The sequence below is a fragment of the Mitsuaria sp. CC2 genome (genome assembly GCF_048957715.1).
Taxonomy (GTDB): Bacteria; Pseudomonadota; Gammaproteobacteria; order Burkholderiales; family Burkholderiaceae_C; genus Roseateles.
The window spans coordinates 80259-94664 of sequence record NZ_JARVXN010000015.1; the positions used below are offsets into that span (position 1 = coordinate 80259).

The 14406-nt window shown below is 68.5% G+C and carries 8 protein-coding genes; 4 read left to right on the plus strand and 4 right to left on the minus strand.

Annotated elements, in window-relative coordinates; all coding sequences use genetic code 11:
* Positions 1–45: 45 nt before the first annotated feature.
* The 3 genes from erpA to rplM form a co-directional block, all read right to left on the minus strand.
* The gene (gene erpA, locus PV762_RS10830; RefSeq protein ID WP_088407855.1) at positions 46–420 is read right to left on the minus strand and encodes an iron-sulfur cluster insertion protein ErpA; all 375 of its coding nucleotides are present in this window, start codon (positions 418–420) and stop codon (positions 46–48) included.
* Between the two features lie 216 nt (positions 421–636).
* The gene (rpsI, locus tag PV762_RS10835; RefSeq protein WP_088407854.1) at positions 637–1029 is read right to left on the minus strand and encodes a 30S ribosomal protein S9; all 393 of its coding nucleotides are present in this window, start codon (positions 1027–1029) and stop codon (positions 637–639) included.
* 9 nt (positions 1030–1038) lie between these two features.
* Positions 1039–1467: a 50S ribosomal protein L13 gene (gene rplM / locus PV762_RS10840; protein ID WP_067065533.1), complete on the minus strand. Its 429-nt coding sequence runs from the start codon at positions 1465–1467 to the stop codon at positions 1039–1041.
* Between the two features lie 223 nt (positions 1468–1690).
* Here rplM and PV762_RS10845 point away from each other — a divergent pair, with 223 nt between their 5' ends.
* From PV762_RS10845 to PV762_RS10860, 4 genes are all read left to right on the plus strand, one after another.
* Positions 1691–2443 (plus strand): GNAT family N-acetyltransferase, encoded by a 753-nt coding sequence (locus tag PV762_RS10845; protein WP_421035043.1) that lies wholly within the window; start codon positions 1691–1693, stop codon positions 2441–2443.
* 216 nt (positions 2444–2659) lie between these two features.
* A complete protein-coding gene (locus PV762_RS10850) occupies positions 2660–3634 on the plus strand; it encodes a DUF2726 domain-containing protein (RefSeq protein WP_421035044.1) in 975 nt (324 codons plus the stop codon).
* Positions 3635–3705: 71 nt separating this feature from the next.
* The gene (locus tag PV762_RS10855; RefSeq protein ID WP_421035045.1) at positions 3706–4719 is read left to right on the plus strand and encodes a serine/threonine protein kinase; all 1014 of its coding nucleotides are present in this window, start codon (positions 3706–3708) and stop codon (positions 4717–4719) included.
* 178 nt (positions 4720–4897) lie between these two features.
* Positions 4898–12412, plus strand: coding sequence for a C80 family cysteine peptidase (locus tag PV762_RS10860; protein WP_421035046.1), 7515 nt, complete (start codon positions 4898–4900; stop codon positions 12410–12412).
* 25 nt (positions 12413–12437) lie between these two features.
* Here PV762_RS10860 and htpG read toward each other — a convergent pair whose 3' ends face one another.
* Positions 12438–14339 (minus strand): molecular chaperone HtpG, encoded by a 1902-nt coding sequence (gene htpG / locus PV762_RS10865; RefSeq protein WP_421035047.1) that lies wholly within the window; start codon positions 14337–14339, stop codon positions 12438–12440.
* Positions 14340–14406: the final 67 nt, after the last annotated feature.

Consider the following 14406-nt stretch of genomic DNA (forward strand, 5'->3'; position numbering starts at 1 on the left):
CGGCCCGAAGGCCGAAACTCCCGACAAGCAAGGAACCTGCCCCGGTCAGACCGAGAAGCTGGATCCGCACCCGCAGGTGGTCTGGGCGTTCGGATTCTTGATCACGAACTGGGCGCCTTGCAGGTCTTCCTTGTAGTCGATCTCGGCGCCGACCAGGTACTGCAGGCTCATGGCGTCGATCAGCAGCGTCACGCCGTTCTTGGCCATCTGCGTGTCGTCGTCGTTGACGGCCTCGTCGAAGGTGAAGCCGTACTGGAAGCCCGAGCAACCGCCGCCCTGCACGAACACGCGCAGCTTCAGTTCCGGATTGCCTTCTTCCAGCACCAGTTCGCGCACCTTCTCAGCCGCGCTGTCCGTGAAGACCAGCGGGGCCGGCATGCCGCCCAGATCGGTGGAGGTGGTTTCGAGGACTGCGCTCATCGTGGATCCTGTTGTGTCGGAGGAATGGCGGGATTATCTCAAAGCCCCCGCCCGGGAGGCAGGTGCTTGGAGATAAGCCCCTTCGAGAGGATATGCACCCTGTCGAACAAAAAACAAGGCGGATAAAAAACAAGGCCGCTGAAGCAGCGGCCTTGTCCTGGAGCTTTCGCCACCGGTGACATCCCAACCCGGATGCCACCGATGGACGGAAGTCGATCAGCGCTTGCTGAACTGCTTCCGGCGACGGGCGCCGTGCAGACCGACCTTCTTACGCTCAACTTCACGCGCATCACGCGTGACGAAGCCAGCGCGGCTCAGTTCGGGCTTCAGGGCCGCGTCATAGTCGATCAGCGCGCGGGTGATACCCAGGCGGACCGCGCCGGCCTGGCCGGACTCGCCGCCGCCGTGCACGTTGACCTTGATGTCGAACGCTTCACCATTGTTCGTCAGCAGCAGCGGCTGGCGCGAAATCATGATGGACGTTTGACGGCCGAAGTACTGCTCGATCGTGCGGCCATTGACCGTGATCTGGCCAGTGCCCTTCTTGATGAAGACACGAGCCACAGACGACTTGCGACGGCCGGTACCGTAGTTCCAGTTTCCGATCATCTCCGCTCCTTAGATTTCCAGCGCCTTGGGCTGCTGGGCGGTGTGCGGATGCGTGTCGCCCGCATACACCTTCAGCTTCTTGATCATCGCGTAGCCGAGCGGGCCCTTGGGCAGCATGCCCTTGACGGCCTTTTCCAGGGCACGGCCCGGATGCTTGGCTTGCATGTCCTTGAACTTGGTGGCGTAGATGCCGCCCGGGAAACCCGAGTGACGGTAGTACACCTTGTCCGTGGCCTTGTTGCCGGTAACGCGCAGCTTCTCGGCGTTGATGATGACGATGAAGTCACCGGTATCGACGTGAGGCGTGTAGATGGCCTTGTGCTTGCCGCGCAAACGGAGTGCCACTTCGCTGGCAACACGTCCGAGCACCTTGTCGGTGGCGTCAATCACAAACCACTCGTGCGTCACTTCGGCCGGCTTGGCGCTGAAGGTCTTCATGAGATTCTTTCAAAAGGCGAAACTTCGGGCGATCTGCCCCCGTACGCTCGGTGCACGCTTTTGCTTGCGGCCTCTCACGGACGTTCCCCCGCTGCCTTGGAAACGGGAAAGCCGACGAGTCTAGCAGAACCTGCGGGAATGGCCAAATCCAGGCGGCTGCCGGACGCGTGTGGCGCGATTTTCCCTGAACGCGGCTAGCATCCTCGCCCACCGACCCCGTGCCATGTCCCGCTCGAAAGACCCCCGCCCCACCCCCGCCGCCACGCCGGTTGCGGAGGACGCCCCGCGCTCGCGCTGGAGTCCCCGCGCGATGCTGGCCCGCTGGACCGGCTGGGTGCCGATCCGATCGCTGGGCAAGCGCCACCGCAAGCGCATCCTCCAGCATCTGCTGGCCCTGGGCGAGCGCGACCGCTACCTCCGCTTCGGTTATCCGGCCCGAGACGAACAGATCGAAAAGTACGTCGCCGGCCTGGACCTCGTCCGGGACGAGGTGCTGGGCATCTTCAACCGCCGCCTGCAGCTGATCGCCGTGGCCCACCTGGCCTATGCACCGGCGCCGCAGATCAAGGGCCGTCCAGCGATGGCGGAATTCGGCGTCTCGGTCGCCACCTTGGCCCGCGGCAAGGGCTTCGGCGGCCGGTTGTTCGAGCGCGCCTCGCTGCACGCGCGCAATCGAGGTATCGACACGCTGTTCATTCACGCGCTCAGCGAGAACGCGCCGATGCTGAAAATCGCCCGCAAGGCCGGCGCGACGGTCGAGCGCGACGGCGGGGAGTCCGAGGCCTGGCTGCGCCTGCCGCCGGATTCGGTGTCTTCCCACGTGGACGAAGCCCTGGAGCGCCACATGGCCGAATGGGACTTCCAGTTCAAGCGCCACATGCGGACCGTGGGCGATTTCCTGGACGGCGTGGCCGAGGTGAAGTCCCGGATCCGTAAAGTGCGCGAGCGCACCGACGATCCGGAATCCAAACCCTGATCCACCGCTGATCGCACAGGTACCGGTTTCATTCCCGGCATCCCCACCCCATTTCAGGGGGTAGCCGGGGTGATTTCTGATGCAATTTGTAACGCCTTTCCGCTACATTCCCGCGATTCGCCCGGTACGGTGTCTCCAATTCGCTGCTCCCGTGCGTCCTTCGGCGTCCTCGGGCGCCATCCGTACGGTCCGTCCAGCTGATTGGGCTCATTGGGTATGCAGAACCTGCTTCCGTGGATCATCGCGGGACTGTCGGCATTGGCAGTCCTGGGACTGGCCGCCGCGCTCCTGCTGCGGCGCCCGCGCCGCGAGCGCAAGCCGCTGCCCACGGAGTGGTCGCTCAACGCCCGCCCCGTCTTCAGCGCCGACGAGCGTCGCGTCTTCCGCCTGCTGCGGGAGGCGCTGCCGCACCACGTCGTCATGTGCAAGCTGCCGATGGTGCGCTTCTGCCAGCCCACCGAAGCCCGCGACGTGCGCTACTGGTATGAACTGCTGGGCGGCATCAGCGTGAACTTCGCGATCTGCAGCCCCAACGGGCGCGTGCTGGCCGCAATCGACATCGAGACCGAGCGGCCGGGCTCCGCCCGCAGCCTCCAGATCAAGCAGGCGGTGCTGGCCGCGTGCCGCATCCGCTACCTGCGGTCGTCGGTCGACAACCTGCCCACCGCCACGGAATTGCAACTGCTCGTGCCCTACAGCAACCAGGGCAGCCGCGCCGGCATGGCCGCGATGCCGCGCGCCGGCGCGTCCCATCTGCCGAGCCCCCCGCCGGTCGCTCCGCGTCGTCCGGCGCCGGCTGCGCCGGCAACCGCGCGCAACACGCTGTGGAACGATTCGCCGGTTTTCAGCGATTCCTTCTTCGCGCCCGACAGCCGCTACGACGCCTTCGGCGGCGAATCGATGCAGGCGCCGATCCCGCCCGCGGAACCGCGTGCGCGCGGCTACCGTCCGCGCGCCGGCGCTCAGGAGGCCGCCGGTTTCCGCGACTCGCAGCTGCGCGAACCGCATGCACGCGATCCGCAGTTCCGCGACTCCCAGTTCCGTGATTCCCAGTTCCGTGATTCCCAGTTCCGTGATTCCCAGTTCCGTGATTCCCAGTTCGGCCGCGACTTCCCCACACTGCCCAGCGAACTGCCGGACCCCGACATCGGCGGCGTGGTCGTCGACTCGCCCCGCTACGGGCGGCGCTAAGCTACGCCCCTGCCCGCTCTTCGAGGACACCACGGCGCTGCGGCGCCGTTTTTGCTGTCCTCGCCGCTTCGATGACTGACTTGACGGCCGGCTTCGGCCTCCTGACCCCCGAACTGATGCTCGACGCGCTCGAGCACGCGGGGCTCCGCCCCGACGGCCGGCTGCTCCAGCTGAACTCGTACGAGAACCGCGTGCTGATGGCGCATCTGGAGGACGGCACGGCGGTGGTCGCGAAGTTCTACCGGCCGGGCCGCTGGAGCGATGCGCAGATCCTGGAGGAGCATGCCTTCGCGCAGGCGCTGGCCGACGCCGAGGTGCCCGTCGTCGCGCCGCTGCCGCTGACGACCGACGGCGTCACCGGGACGCTCGGCCACTTCAAGGGCCAGCGCTTCGCGGTGACGCCGCGCCAGGGGGGCCGCGCGCCGGAGCTCGAAGACCCCGAGGTGCTGCGCTGGAACGGCCGGCTGCTCGCCCGGCTGCACGAGATCGGCCAGCGCGAGCCCTTCCAGCACCGGTTGTCCTGGAACAGCGCGGGGCCGGCGCGCGAGGCGCGCGACTGGCTGCGCGCGCACGACACGCTGGCGCCCGAGGTCGCCGCCAACTGGCACGACGCGGCCGCGCGCTGCATAGACGCGATCGATGCCGCGTTCGAGGCGCTGCCCGACCGACGCGCGCTGCGTCTGCACGGCGATTGCCATCCCGGAAACATCTTGTGGACGCCGGATCGCGGACCGCATTTCGTGGACCTCGACGACGCGGTGCAGGGTCCGGCGGTGCAGGACCTGTGGATGCTGCTGTCGGGCGAGCCGGAGGCGGCGCGTCGCCAGCTCGACGCGCTGCTCGACGGCTACGAGAGCGTGCGCGAATTCGACTGGCGCGAGTTGAAGCTGGTCGAGGCGCTCCGCACGCAACGGATGATCCATCACAGCGCCTGGCTGGCGCGTCGCTGGGAGGATCCGGCCTTCCCGGCGGCCTTCCCCTGGTTCGGCACGCCCAACTACTGGAGCGACCAGGTCGTGAAACTGCGGGAGCAATTGGACGCGATGCAGACGCAGGCCCGGCCCGTCGACGGCTGGCACGGCTGATCCGTGCGCGCCCTGCGCGGGGTCGGACGCGCTGCGCAGCGCTGACCGGCTTCGGGGTCCATCCCCGTATCCAAGCCAGTTGGCGCCGCCGGTTTCACCGTGTTGGCCAGCCCGCTACGGCTCCCGCCGACAGATGACGGCATGACTGACGCTGCTCCCTTCGCCCTGGAGCCGCACCATGCCCGACTCACCCCCCGGCCACGACCTGCACGTCGTGTTGCCGACGCCCGCCCTGCCGGACGCGACGCACGACGGCCCCTCGACGTCGAATGCGGCCGCGCAGGTCCGCACCGCGACCACGACGGCGATGCCGTCGCGCATCCGGTCTTTCCTCAACCTCCGTCACGACATCGATGCCGGGCGCGTTCACGCCGAGGAGGGCCGGCTGCGCGTCATCCTTTACGCAGTGCACGCGGCGATGCGCTCCCTGGCGACTGATACCCCGCAGGTGACGGCCGAGCAGCGGGCACAGGTGCGCAAAGACGTCGTCGCGCACCTGACGCGGCAGTTGAAAGATGCTTTCCTCGACGAGGCCGACGAAGCATTCCTGGATCGATACGCCGGACGGTGGGTGTCGGCCGTGCTCGACGGCGACTACGCCGGTGTCGCCGGAGACGGCGGCCGCCGGGACACGATCCGCCAGGTCATCCTGGAGCCGCAGCATTTGACCGCCGCCGTTCTGCTGCGCCCCTGGGGCATCGGCGATCTCAGCGACAACGGCGTCGAGGCGGCCCCCGCGTTCCTCCGCAAAGAAAAAGTGACCGTGCACCGCGGCAGCGCGCTGCTTGTGGAAGGCCTGCTGGCGGCGGCGTACCACGCGGAGCGCCTGCTCAACCACTCGCCGACGCCCGCGTCCCTCGCCCACCATGTCGGCGTGGCGCGTCAGGCCGCCTATACGCTGGAGTCCGGACTCGCCGGCAAGCCGCTGCTGTTCGACCTCGACCGGCTCGAGCGCCTCGCGGCGCGTAGGGACGCCTCGGCGCAGGGACATCTCGCCGCGACGCGGGACCTCTGGTTGACGCAATGGCGATTGTCCGAACTGGGCGTCGCCGGCCCGCCGACCTTCCTGTCGAGAGCGGAGCGCGGGATCGCGGCCTGGCGTCCGGCCGGCGGTGCCCTGCTGCGAACCGACGACCCGACGCCCTTCGTGCAGCTGATCGGATTTGCGCCCGCGGTGTCCAAGCGACCGGACAACGAACTCCCCGCGAGCGTCGCGCCTCAGGAGGCGGCGACGCCCCTGCCGTTGCTCCACTCGTTGATGCCGACGGTGCAACAGCACCTCGATCGGCAGACGGGCACCGTGACCCTGACGTCGAGCGGAGGATCGCCGCCCCTCACCCTGCACCTGCCTGGCCCCGTGTCGACATCGGACGCGGAGCGAGGCCGCCAGCAGGACGCAGGCCTCGCGCTCCTGGACACCTTCAGCGTGGCGGTGTTGATGGATGAAGCGCCCCTGTCGCGCTCGATGCTGCCCGGCGAGATCACGCTGACCGATGAGGAATTCCTGGTCGGAAAGCAGGTCGTGGTGCGGCGGCAGCCCGACGACAGGTGGATTGTCGATGCGGATGCCGTCGCGGTCGTGCGCGAGATCCATGGCCTCGACGGCGCCGTTCGTCCCAGCGACGACCCGCTGACCGACTGGCGGATGCCGGGCCGGGGCAGTCCCCGCGATACGGCCGCGAACGCCCGCAGCGATCGGTTGCGCCTGTACGTCCAGATGGAGGACGACACGGTCATGCATCACGTCGGACGGTCGCTGGCCAGGAGCCACCCGGACGAAGTCGTCTGGATTCAGGCCCACCCCAAGGGAGAGTTCCGGGTGATCCGCGGGCAGTCCCTGCTGGACAACGCCTCGGCGGAGGCCCGGATCAAGCTGATCGTCTCCGGTCACGGTCACACCAGCCTGACGACCCGTGAACGCCTGCTCAGCGGCAGGACCGCGCGCGGCCTGGCCGACGAACTGCAGCGCCTGATCCCGCGTCTGCGACGGTCGCCGCTCCCGAAGCTGGAACGCATCAGCCTGCTCAGTTGCGCGCTCGAGACCCCGGTCGTGCAACGCAGCTTCGGCCGGGAGTTCGCCGTTGCCGCTCGCAACCTGGGGGCGGTAGGCATGGAGACCACCCTCTACGCACAGACGCTGATCGTCGAAACGCATGGGGGCCACCTCATCAAGGCCACCCAACAGCACGAGGACGCGTCGTTGCGTCGGGGCGCCGCCGGGACGACCTGGATCTTTCGATGCGATCCCGTCACTGGCGCCACGTCGGTCCGCGACAAGTTTCCCAACGGCAACGAGGGATACGACCTGCCCGCCGGCTGCTGCGGCATCCTGGGCGCAGGTCGAAGCCCCGCCCCCGGCTCGCGCTCGTGGGCACTGGCTTTCTCGGACGCCTGGGACCGCGGCCGCCTGCGCCAGCGATTCCGCCAACTGGTCGACCAGCATCGCCCGCCCGGCGCGCATCTGATCCCTCACCTGGCATTCCGGGACGGCGGAGGAGCCGTCCTGAGCTACATGCGGCTGGACACGGACAAGGTGCTGACCCGGGACATCGTCGCTCCCGCCGATCTCCTCGCGCTGCGCGCGGGGATGTCGCTGATCCGGGAGGGAATCGACCACTTCCGGGAGGAGCGCATCGACGTCGGCGCGTCCACGGCGCGCGTCGACCTGCTCAACCTCGGCCTGATGGCGCTCCTGCTGTCGGACCTGGCCGGCGTCACGCCGGGCGGCGACAAGTATCAGGAAGCGCTCTGGTACCTGGGCCTCACCCAGGGCGGCTTCCAGGCGGGGGCGGACGCGGCGGCGTTGGCCGCCACGCTGCGCGCTGCCGTCGCCCGTAAAGGTGCCGGCACCATGGCCAGTCTGGTGGAAAGCACCGGTACCTTGTCGAGCGCGCTGACGACCGTGAGCCGCATGGCGCAGGCGGGATCGATCGCCACCGATGTCGCGCGGCTCATCGACGCGCTGCGCGACGGGAGCCGGGCCGACGTGTCCCAGGCCGCGGTCCAGGTCGGACTGGACGCGGCCGGACTGGCGCTGGTGGGCCTCGCCGCCGTTGCCGACCTGGCCGGCGCGGCGATGCTCGCCGCTGCCGCAGAAGGTCTCGCCGTGCCGCTGGCGGGCCTGTCCATCGGCATTGCCGCCCTGGCACGCGAAGTGCAAGGCGAGATCAACCGGATCGATCACAACATCAGCCCGTTGCGGCAGATCAATCTCGGCTACGACGAACCCCTGCGGCGGGTGAGCATGGACCCCGCCCATCCGGAGCACCGCGCGCTCCTGGTCAACGGATGGGCGCCCATGAAACGCATCGATTTCGTGAACGGCACGGTGACCTTCGCGGACGCCACTGTCGGCGATTCGGTCCTGCACAAGAACCAGCTCTACTGGCAGGTCGGCAGCAATCGGCTGCACGACTACTGGATCAACGACGGCGCGGGCGATCAGTACCGTCACAGCCTGGAGGGCAAGAAGCTGGACCTCTGGACCCTCATGCGTCACCGGGGCCGTCCGGCGATCCCCCAGGTGTCGCTGCCGCGCCCCCTGCGCGACCCCGCGCTGGTCCTGGGGCTGATGACCGCGCCAAACGTGGCCCTGCATTTCGAGGCCTATTCGACGTCGCGGATCGGCGGGGACTTTTCGCTGCTGCACGACGACCTGATCGAGCGGATGCAGCGCAACAGCGCCGCCGACTTCGCCGCTGACTACGTGACCTCCAGCAGTTTCGCGAAATCGGCGGACCTGTGGCACGTCGACCAGAAGCCGACGTGGCTCGAGGTCGTGCTGGACGACCAGCCGAGGACACTGGCCCTGCCCGCGCGATCGAGCACCGACACCGAGGCTTTCGTCTTCAACGACGGACGTCTGCCTGACAAGCGTCGCTTCCTCCCCTTGGATCAATCGAAGGTGTGGATCCGGCTCCTGGGCGGCGGCGGGGCCTACACGCTCTCGATCCCTCCCGACGGGATGGTGCGCAACCCGGTGAGCATCCTGCCCTCCGGCACCGTGAGGGAAACCTGGACCTTGATGCTCAAGGGCGGCCTCCTCAACGGCGGCAGACCCGTGACCTTTCTCGATCGCGGCGCGGCGGGCGTGAGCATCGCGGGGCAGGAGATCCGTTTCGAGGCGTTGCATGACGCCGTCGTCCAGATCGCGGACCCGCTGGTCCCCGGCGTCCGGCTGGTGCTGGACATGGCGCGACAGGCGGCCTCGCTGGTGCTGACGCTGACGCACTGGACCGAATCCCTGCGACCTGCCACCGCCTTGTCCGAAGCGGTGCGCCTGCTCTCTCCCTCCGTCGACGGTGGATCCGGCGCCGCGGCCTCGTTGTTCCGTCCGACGGCCGCCGGCGAGCAGCGGCAGCCGGTTCAACTGTCGAGCGTGCTGGACAGCGGCGAAGTCCTGTCCGGCCTCCTCGATCCCGCCACGGGCGCGTCCATCCTCTACGGCGCCCGCCACCTGTTCCTGCTGGATTCCCCCCGTGCCGCTGATAGTCCGCCCACCTGGAAGCGCTACGCGCTCAACGGCGGCGAGGTCAGCCTCGACGAGCGGCGACGGCCGACCGTCCTTTACGACGGCGGCCGCCATTTCGCCCCGGTCAGCTTCACGTATTCGGAGGTGGAGCGGCGCCTCGTGCGCGATCGCCTCGCGATGACCGGTGCCGGCGAGCGGGCGCTGATGCAATGGCTGCGCGAGCACCCGGCCTGGACGTCGGCGGAACTGTTCCGCTTCATGACCGAGGTCCTGGCGGCCGGCGTCGATCTGGCAGGACCCGAAGGCGGGCCACCGATGCCCGTGGACACCGTCGACTTCTACTACCAGGGCGCCGGGCGCGCCCGACCGACCGAGGGCACGCTGTGGCTGGCGCTCTGGGAACGGCTGGACCGACTGGTGCAGCTGGCGCCGGGCAGTTCATCCGTTCATGTCGACAGCGATCCCACCCTCGCGCATGACCTGTCGCAGGCCGGCCTCGTCAGCTGGCGCCAGTACGCAACGGTGCTGGACGATGCGGCCCGGGGCATCCCGGGCCAGCAGCCCCTCCAGGCGCGGGAGATCCCCGCCGTCGAGGTCGCACGGGCCCGGCAATGGCTGATGCTGCAACATGCGCAGGCGAGCGACGCCTACGGCCACTGGTCCGATCTGCTCCCGGAGCGGCCGCCGCTCACCTTGCACGAACGCAGCCGTCTGGCTGGATTGCTGCAGCGGCTCCAGCAACTGCTGGACAAGCATCTGTCTGCTCATGGCGGCTCGGAGTGGATCAGGTTGGGCGACACCCCCGACGCCTCGGTGGCGCTGGCGCACGAATTGCGGGACGCCGGCGTGGACATCCGCATCGATGCCGCATCGACGTCGCCGACCTCACGGGCCACCGACCGCTGGGGGCCGAAAGACTTCTATGACGTGCAAGTGCCGTCCCTGCGGCTGTTCATGCACGATCTCAGCGACCGGCTGGATCGCGACGCGGCCGTCTTCCGGCGGCTGGGCCAGGTGCAACCCCTCGGAGCGTCCGACATCCCGCTGCAGGAAGTGCTGACGCGCCTGGCCGAAGCGCGTGCCGATGCCCGCCAGCGCGACCGACCGGTCCCGACAGTGCCGCGGCTGCTGATCGAGCAGGTGCGCCGGGCCGGCCTGACGTTCTCGCGCCCGCCCGCGGGCGCGGCACCGATGCCCGTCCCGCCGGTCAAATCCGGCGCGGGCGCGGCGCCGGCCGTCTGGCGTCCCAGCCCCACCCTGGGCTGCGTCCAGTCCACACCGGAGGGCGAGATCATCGACGACGCCACCCTGCGCTTGTGGCGCGACCAGGCCGCCACCCAGGGATTGCGGCTGGACACCTGGTATGCGCGTCATGCAGTGCCGGACACGCCCATGGAGGTCAGCCTGCGGGAAACCGCCGCGGAAGCCTTGCGCGACCGCCTGATCCGCCTGCGTGAACTCGGCAGACGATCCGGGTTGGCGGCGATGGCGCTGCATTCGGACCCCTCCTTGAACCGGCAGCTGTTCGCTGTCCTGCACCGGCTGTTGCCGCCGGCCGGCAGCGTCAAGGTCGCGGGCCGCGACACGGTCCGCGCGGGCGACGTCGTGCGCTTCGTCGACGGCCAGGGCGCCGGCCACTATGCGCTGATGCGGCAGGTCGACACCAACCTGCTGCAACTGACGCGGGATCCCGCCGCGCTCACGGGCAACCCGTATTGGGCCTACCTCGGCAGCGAGGCCGATCTGGGCCCGAAGCTGCGACCGCGCCTGTCGAACGAGCCGGACGGTCCTCCGGTGCTCGATCCCGGCGCCTACCACGCCTGGCGCTGGAACGACCGGGCGCCAGTCATCGGCGGGGTGTACCTCTACCAGAACCCGGTCAATGGCCAGGAAGAACTGTTCCGTCTCCGGCGCGTGCATGAGCGGCGCAAGGCCGTTGCCGGCCCCTACGGCTACTTCCCGACCGACGGCTCCAGCAACACCTACTGGCTCTACCTCGGGAATACCGAATCGCTGAACGAAGCGGAGCTCGGGGAGCTGGCGAATCGCCCGTCGCCGCTCGCGCCGGAAACCTTCTCGCTGGGCCTCCTCGAATGGTGGGCCGACCGCCTGATTCCCGGCGGCAGCAGCTACCGCAATTTCCGCATGGAACGGGACTCCTTCCTGGCGACGAGCTGGGGCGGCACCGTTTTCCGGCTGGACGAGGACGGTAGCCTGGGCCTGGAGTTGAACGACAGCGACACCACCCCCTTCCGCGTCGGCGACGATGCCGAATTCGACCGGCTGCGCCGTCAGTTCCTGGCCGGCCGGACTGCACCGAAATGGCTGCTGATCCAGAGCAACGGTCGCGAGGTGGACCTGGATGGGATCGCCCCCCTGGGCCTCCCCGAGGTCGTGATCCTCGACGAGTTCGACGGCGCGCCACGCCGCGTGGATCTCGACGAGGACGCGACACCGTCCGCCGAGGTGTTCTACGAAGGTCGGGACCTGGTGATCCATCGCGCCGACACCGGTCAGTTGCTCCGGATCCGCCGTGCGCTCGATCCCGCCACGGACATTCCCTTCGACGACGAATGGACGACGACGGTGAAAGTGACCGGCCAGGGAGGAAAACGCCACCTCGCATGGCCGGAGATGGACCGGTCCTTGCGCCTGCCGATGCTCACGCTGTTCGGGTCCAAGCTCGAGGTCGCCCGCGATGGCACAGACCTGCGGATCGGCGACGTCGGGGGATGGGCCGAGATGCGCGTGCCGGACGTCTTCGCGTTCGACAACGGCGTCATCGGCACCGCACCGACCGGCGACGACGAGGCCTTGCTGCGATTCCGGGTGCCGGACGGCCGATGGCAGCTCGCGCGCCTGTCGGCCCCGCTCATCGCGGCAATGGCCCGGGGCACGAGCACACCGCAACGCTGGCGACTGGTGCCGGACGGTGACAGGGGGCTGGGTCATCTCGAGCCTGAGCCCAAGGCGACGTCCGATGCCGGACCGACCCCGGAAACCGGCATGCACGCCGGAAGCCTGGCGCCGAAAAGCTCCGAAGCCCCCCCGCAGCGGTGGTTGCTGGCCGGCGCGAAGCTGTCTGAAGCGATGGCGTCCGTCGTGCCGGCGGGACAGCTCGACCTCTCGCCGCGCTGGGTGGCCGAGGACAGCGCGCGTCCGACGGAGATGTCGATCAGCGGCTGGACCACCTCGCGCCGGGACGTCGCGCTGCCGGCCTGAGCCCGGCAGCGCCGGTCCTCAGGCCTCAACCCAGCAGCAAGGCATTCACTCGCTTCACGTACGCCGCAGGGTCCTCCAGCACACCGCCTTCGGCCAGCAACGCCTGGTCGAAGAGCACCTGCGCCAGGTCGCCGAAACGCGCATCGCCGGCCTCATCGCCCTGGATCGCGCCCAGCTTCTTCACCAGCGCGTGGTCGGGATTGATTTCCAGCGTCGGCTGCGACACCGGCGCGGCCTGGCCGGCCTGTTTCAGCATGCGGGCCAGGTGGCCGCTGATGTCGTGCTCCTCGACCACGATGCAGGCCGGCGAGTCCACCAGCCGCGTGGTCACGCGGACATCCTTCGCGCGGCCTTCCAGCGCGGTCTTCAAGCGGTCCAGCACCGGCTTGAACTGCTCGGCGGCTTCCTCGGCCTTCTTCTTCTCTTCCTCGTCCTGGAGCTGGCCGAGGTCGACCGCACCCTTCGCGACGGATTGCAGGCCCTTGCCCTCGAACTCGTGCAGGTGCGACAGCATCCACTCGTCGACGCGCTCGGTCAGCAGCAGCACCTCGATGCCCTTCTTGCGGAAGATCTCCAGCTGCGGGCTGTTCTTCGCGGCGCCCAGGCTGTCGGCGGTGATGTAGAAGATGGCTTCCTGGCCTTCCTTCATCCGCGACACGTAGTCGGCCAACGAGACGTTCTCGTCGGCGTGCGTCGACGCGAAGCGCAGCAGCTTGACCAGGCGTTCCTGGTTCGCATGGTCCTCGCCGACGCCTTCCTTGAGCACCTGGCCGAAGTCGGTCCAGAAACGCGCGTACTTGTCGCGTTCGCCGGCGTCCTCGCTGTTGGCCAGAGACTCCAGCATCGAGAGCACGCGCTTGGTCGAGCCCTCGCGGATCGCCTTCACGTCGCGGCTTTCCTGCAGCAGTTCGCGGCTGACGTTCAGCGGCAGGTCGGCCGAGTCGATCACGCCCTTCACGAAGCGCAGGTACACCGGCATCAGCGCCTCGGCGTCGTCCATGATGAACACACGCTTGACGTACAGCTTCACACCGCCGCGCTTGTCGCGGTTCCACAGGTCGAAGGGCGCCTTGGCGGGGATGTAGAGCAGCTGGGTGTACTCGCTGCGACCCTCGACGCGGTTGTGCGTGAACGCGAGCGGCGCTTCGGTGTCGTAGCTGATCTGCTGGTAGAAGGCGTCGTACTCGGCCTGCGTGACATCGCTCTTGGCGCGTGTCCACAGCGCGGAGGCCTTGTTCACCGGCTCCCACTCGTCCTTCAGCACCTGCGTGGCGTTGTCGGCGTCCCACTCTTCCTTGCGCATCAGGATGGGCAGCGAGATGTGGTCCGAATACTTGGCGATCGTCGACTTCAGGCGCCAGGTCTTGAGGAACTCCTCCTCGCCCTCGCGCAGGTGCAGGATCACGTCGGTGCCGCGGCCGGGCTTGGTGAGGGTCTCCACCTCGAAGTCGCCGGTGCCTTCGGAGCTCCAGCGCACGCCCTGATCGGCCGGCAGGCCGGCGCGACGCGATTCGACGGTGATGCGGTCGGCGACGATGAAGCCGGAGTAGAACCCGACGCCGAACTGGCCGATCAGGTTCGCGTCCTTCTTCTGGTCGCCTTCGAGCTTGGCCATGAACTCGCGCGTGCCGCTCTTGGCGATCGTGCCGAGATGGGCGATGGCCTCCTCCGCGGACAGGCCGATGCCGGTGTCGCTGATGGTGACGGTGCGGGCCTCGGTGTCGAAGGACACCCGGACTTCCAGCGTCGGCTGGTCCTCGAGCAGCTGCGGATGGTCGAGCGCCTCGAAGCGCAGCTTGTCGCAGGCGTCGGAGGCGTTGCTGACCAGCTCGCGCAGGAAGATCTCCTTGTTCGAGTAGAGCGAGTGCGTCACCAGATGCAGGATCTGCTTGACTTCGGCCTGGAAGGAATGGGTTTGCTTGTCCATCGTTCGTGAGAGCGGTGATGCGAATGGGAGACCAACGGGGGGCGGAAGGGTCCGATCCCGATGGGGC

Coding starts and splice junctions, on each gene's coding strand:
- PV762_RS10855 (WP_421035045.1), top strand. CDS start 3,706: ATGACTGACTTGACGGCCGGCTTCGGCCTCCTGACCCCCGAACTGATG.
- htpG (WP_421035047.1), bottom strand. CDS start 14,339: ATGGACAAGCAAACCCATTCCTTCCAGGCCGAAGTCAAGCAGATCCTG.
- PV762_RS10850 (WP_421035044.1), top strand. CDS start 2,660: ATGCAGAACCTGCTTCCGTGGATCATCGCGGGACTGTCGGCATTGGCA.
- PV762_RS10860 (WP_421035046.1), top strand. CDS start 4,898: ATGCCCGACTCACCCCCCGGCCACGACCTGCACGTCGTGTTGCCGACG.
- erpA (WP_088407855.1), bottom strand. CDS start 420: ATGAGCGCAGTCCTCGAAACCACCTCCACCGATCTGGGCGGCATGCCG.
- PV762_RS10845 (WP_421035043.1), top strand. CDS start 1,691: ATGTCCCGCTCGAAAGACCCCCGCCCCACCCCCGCCGCCACGCCGGTT.
- rpsI (WP_088407854.1), bottom strand. CDS start 1,029: ATGATCGGAAACTGGAACTACGGTACCGGCCGTCGCAAGTCGTCTGTG.
- rplM (WP_067065533.1), bottom strand. CDS start 1,467: ATGAAGACCTTCAGCGCCAAGCCGGCCGAAGTGACGCACGAGTGGTTT.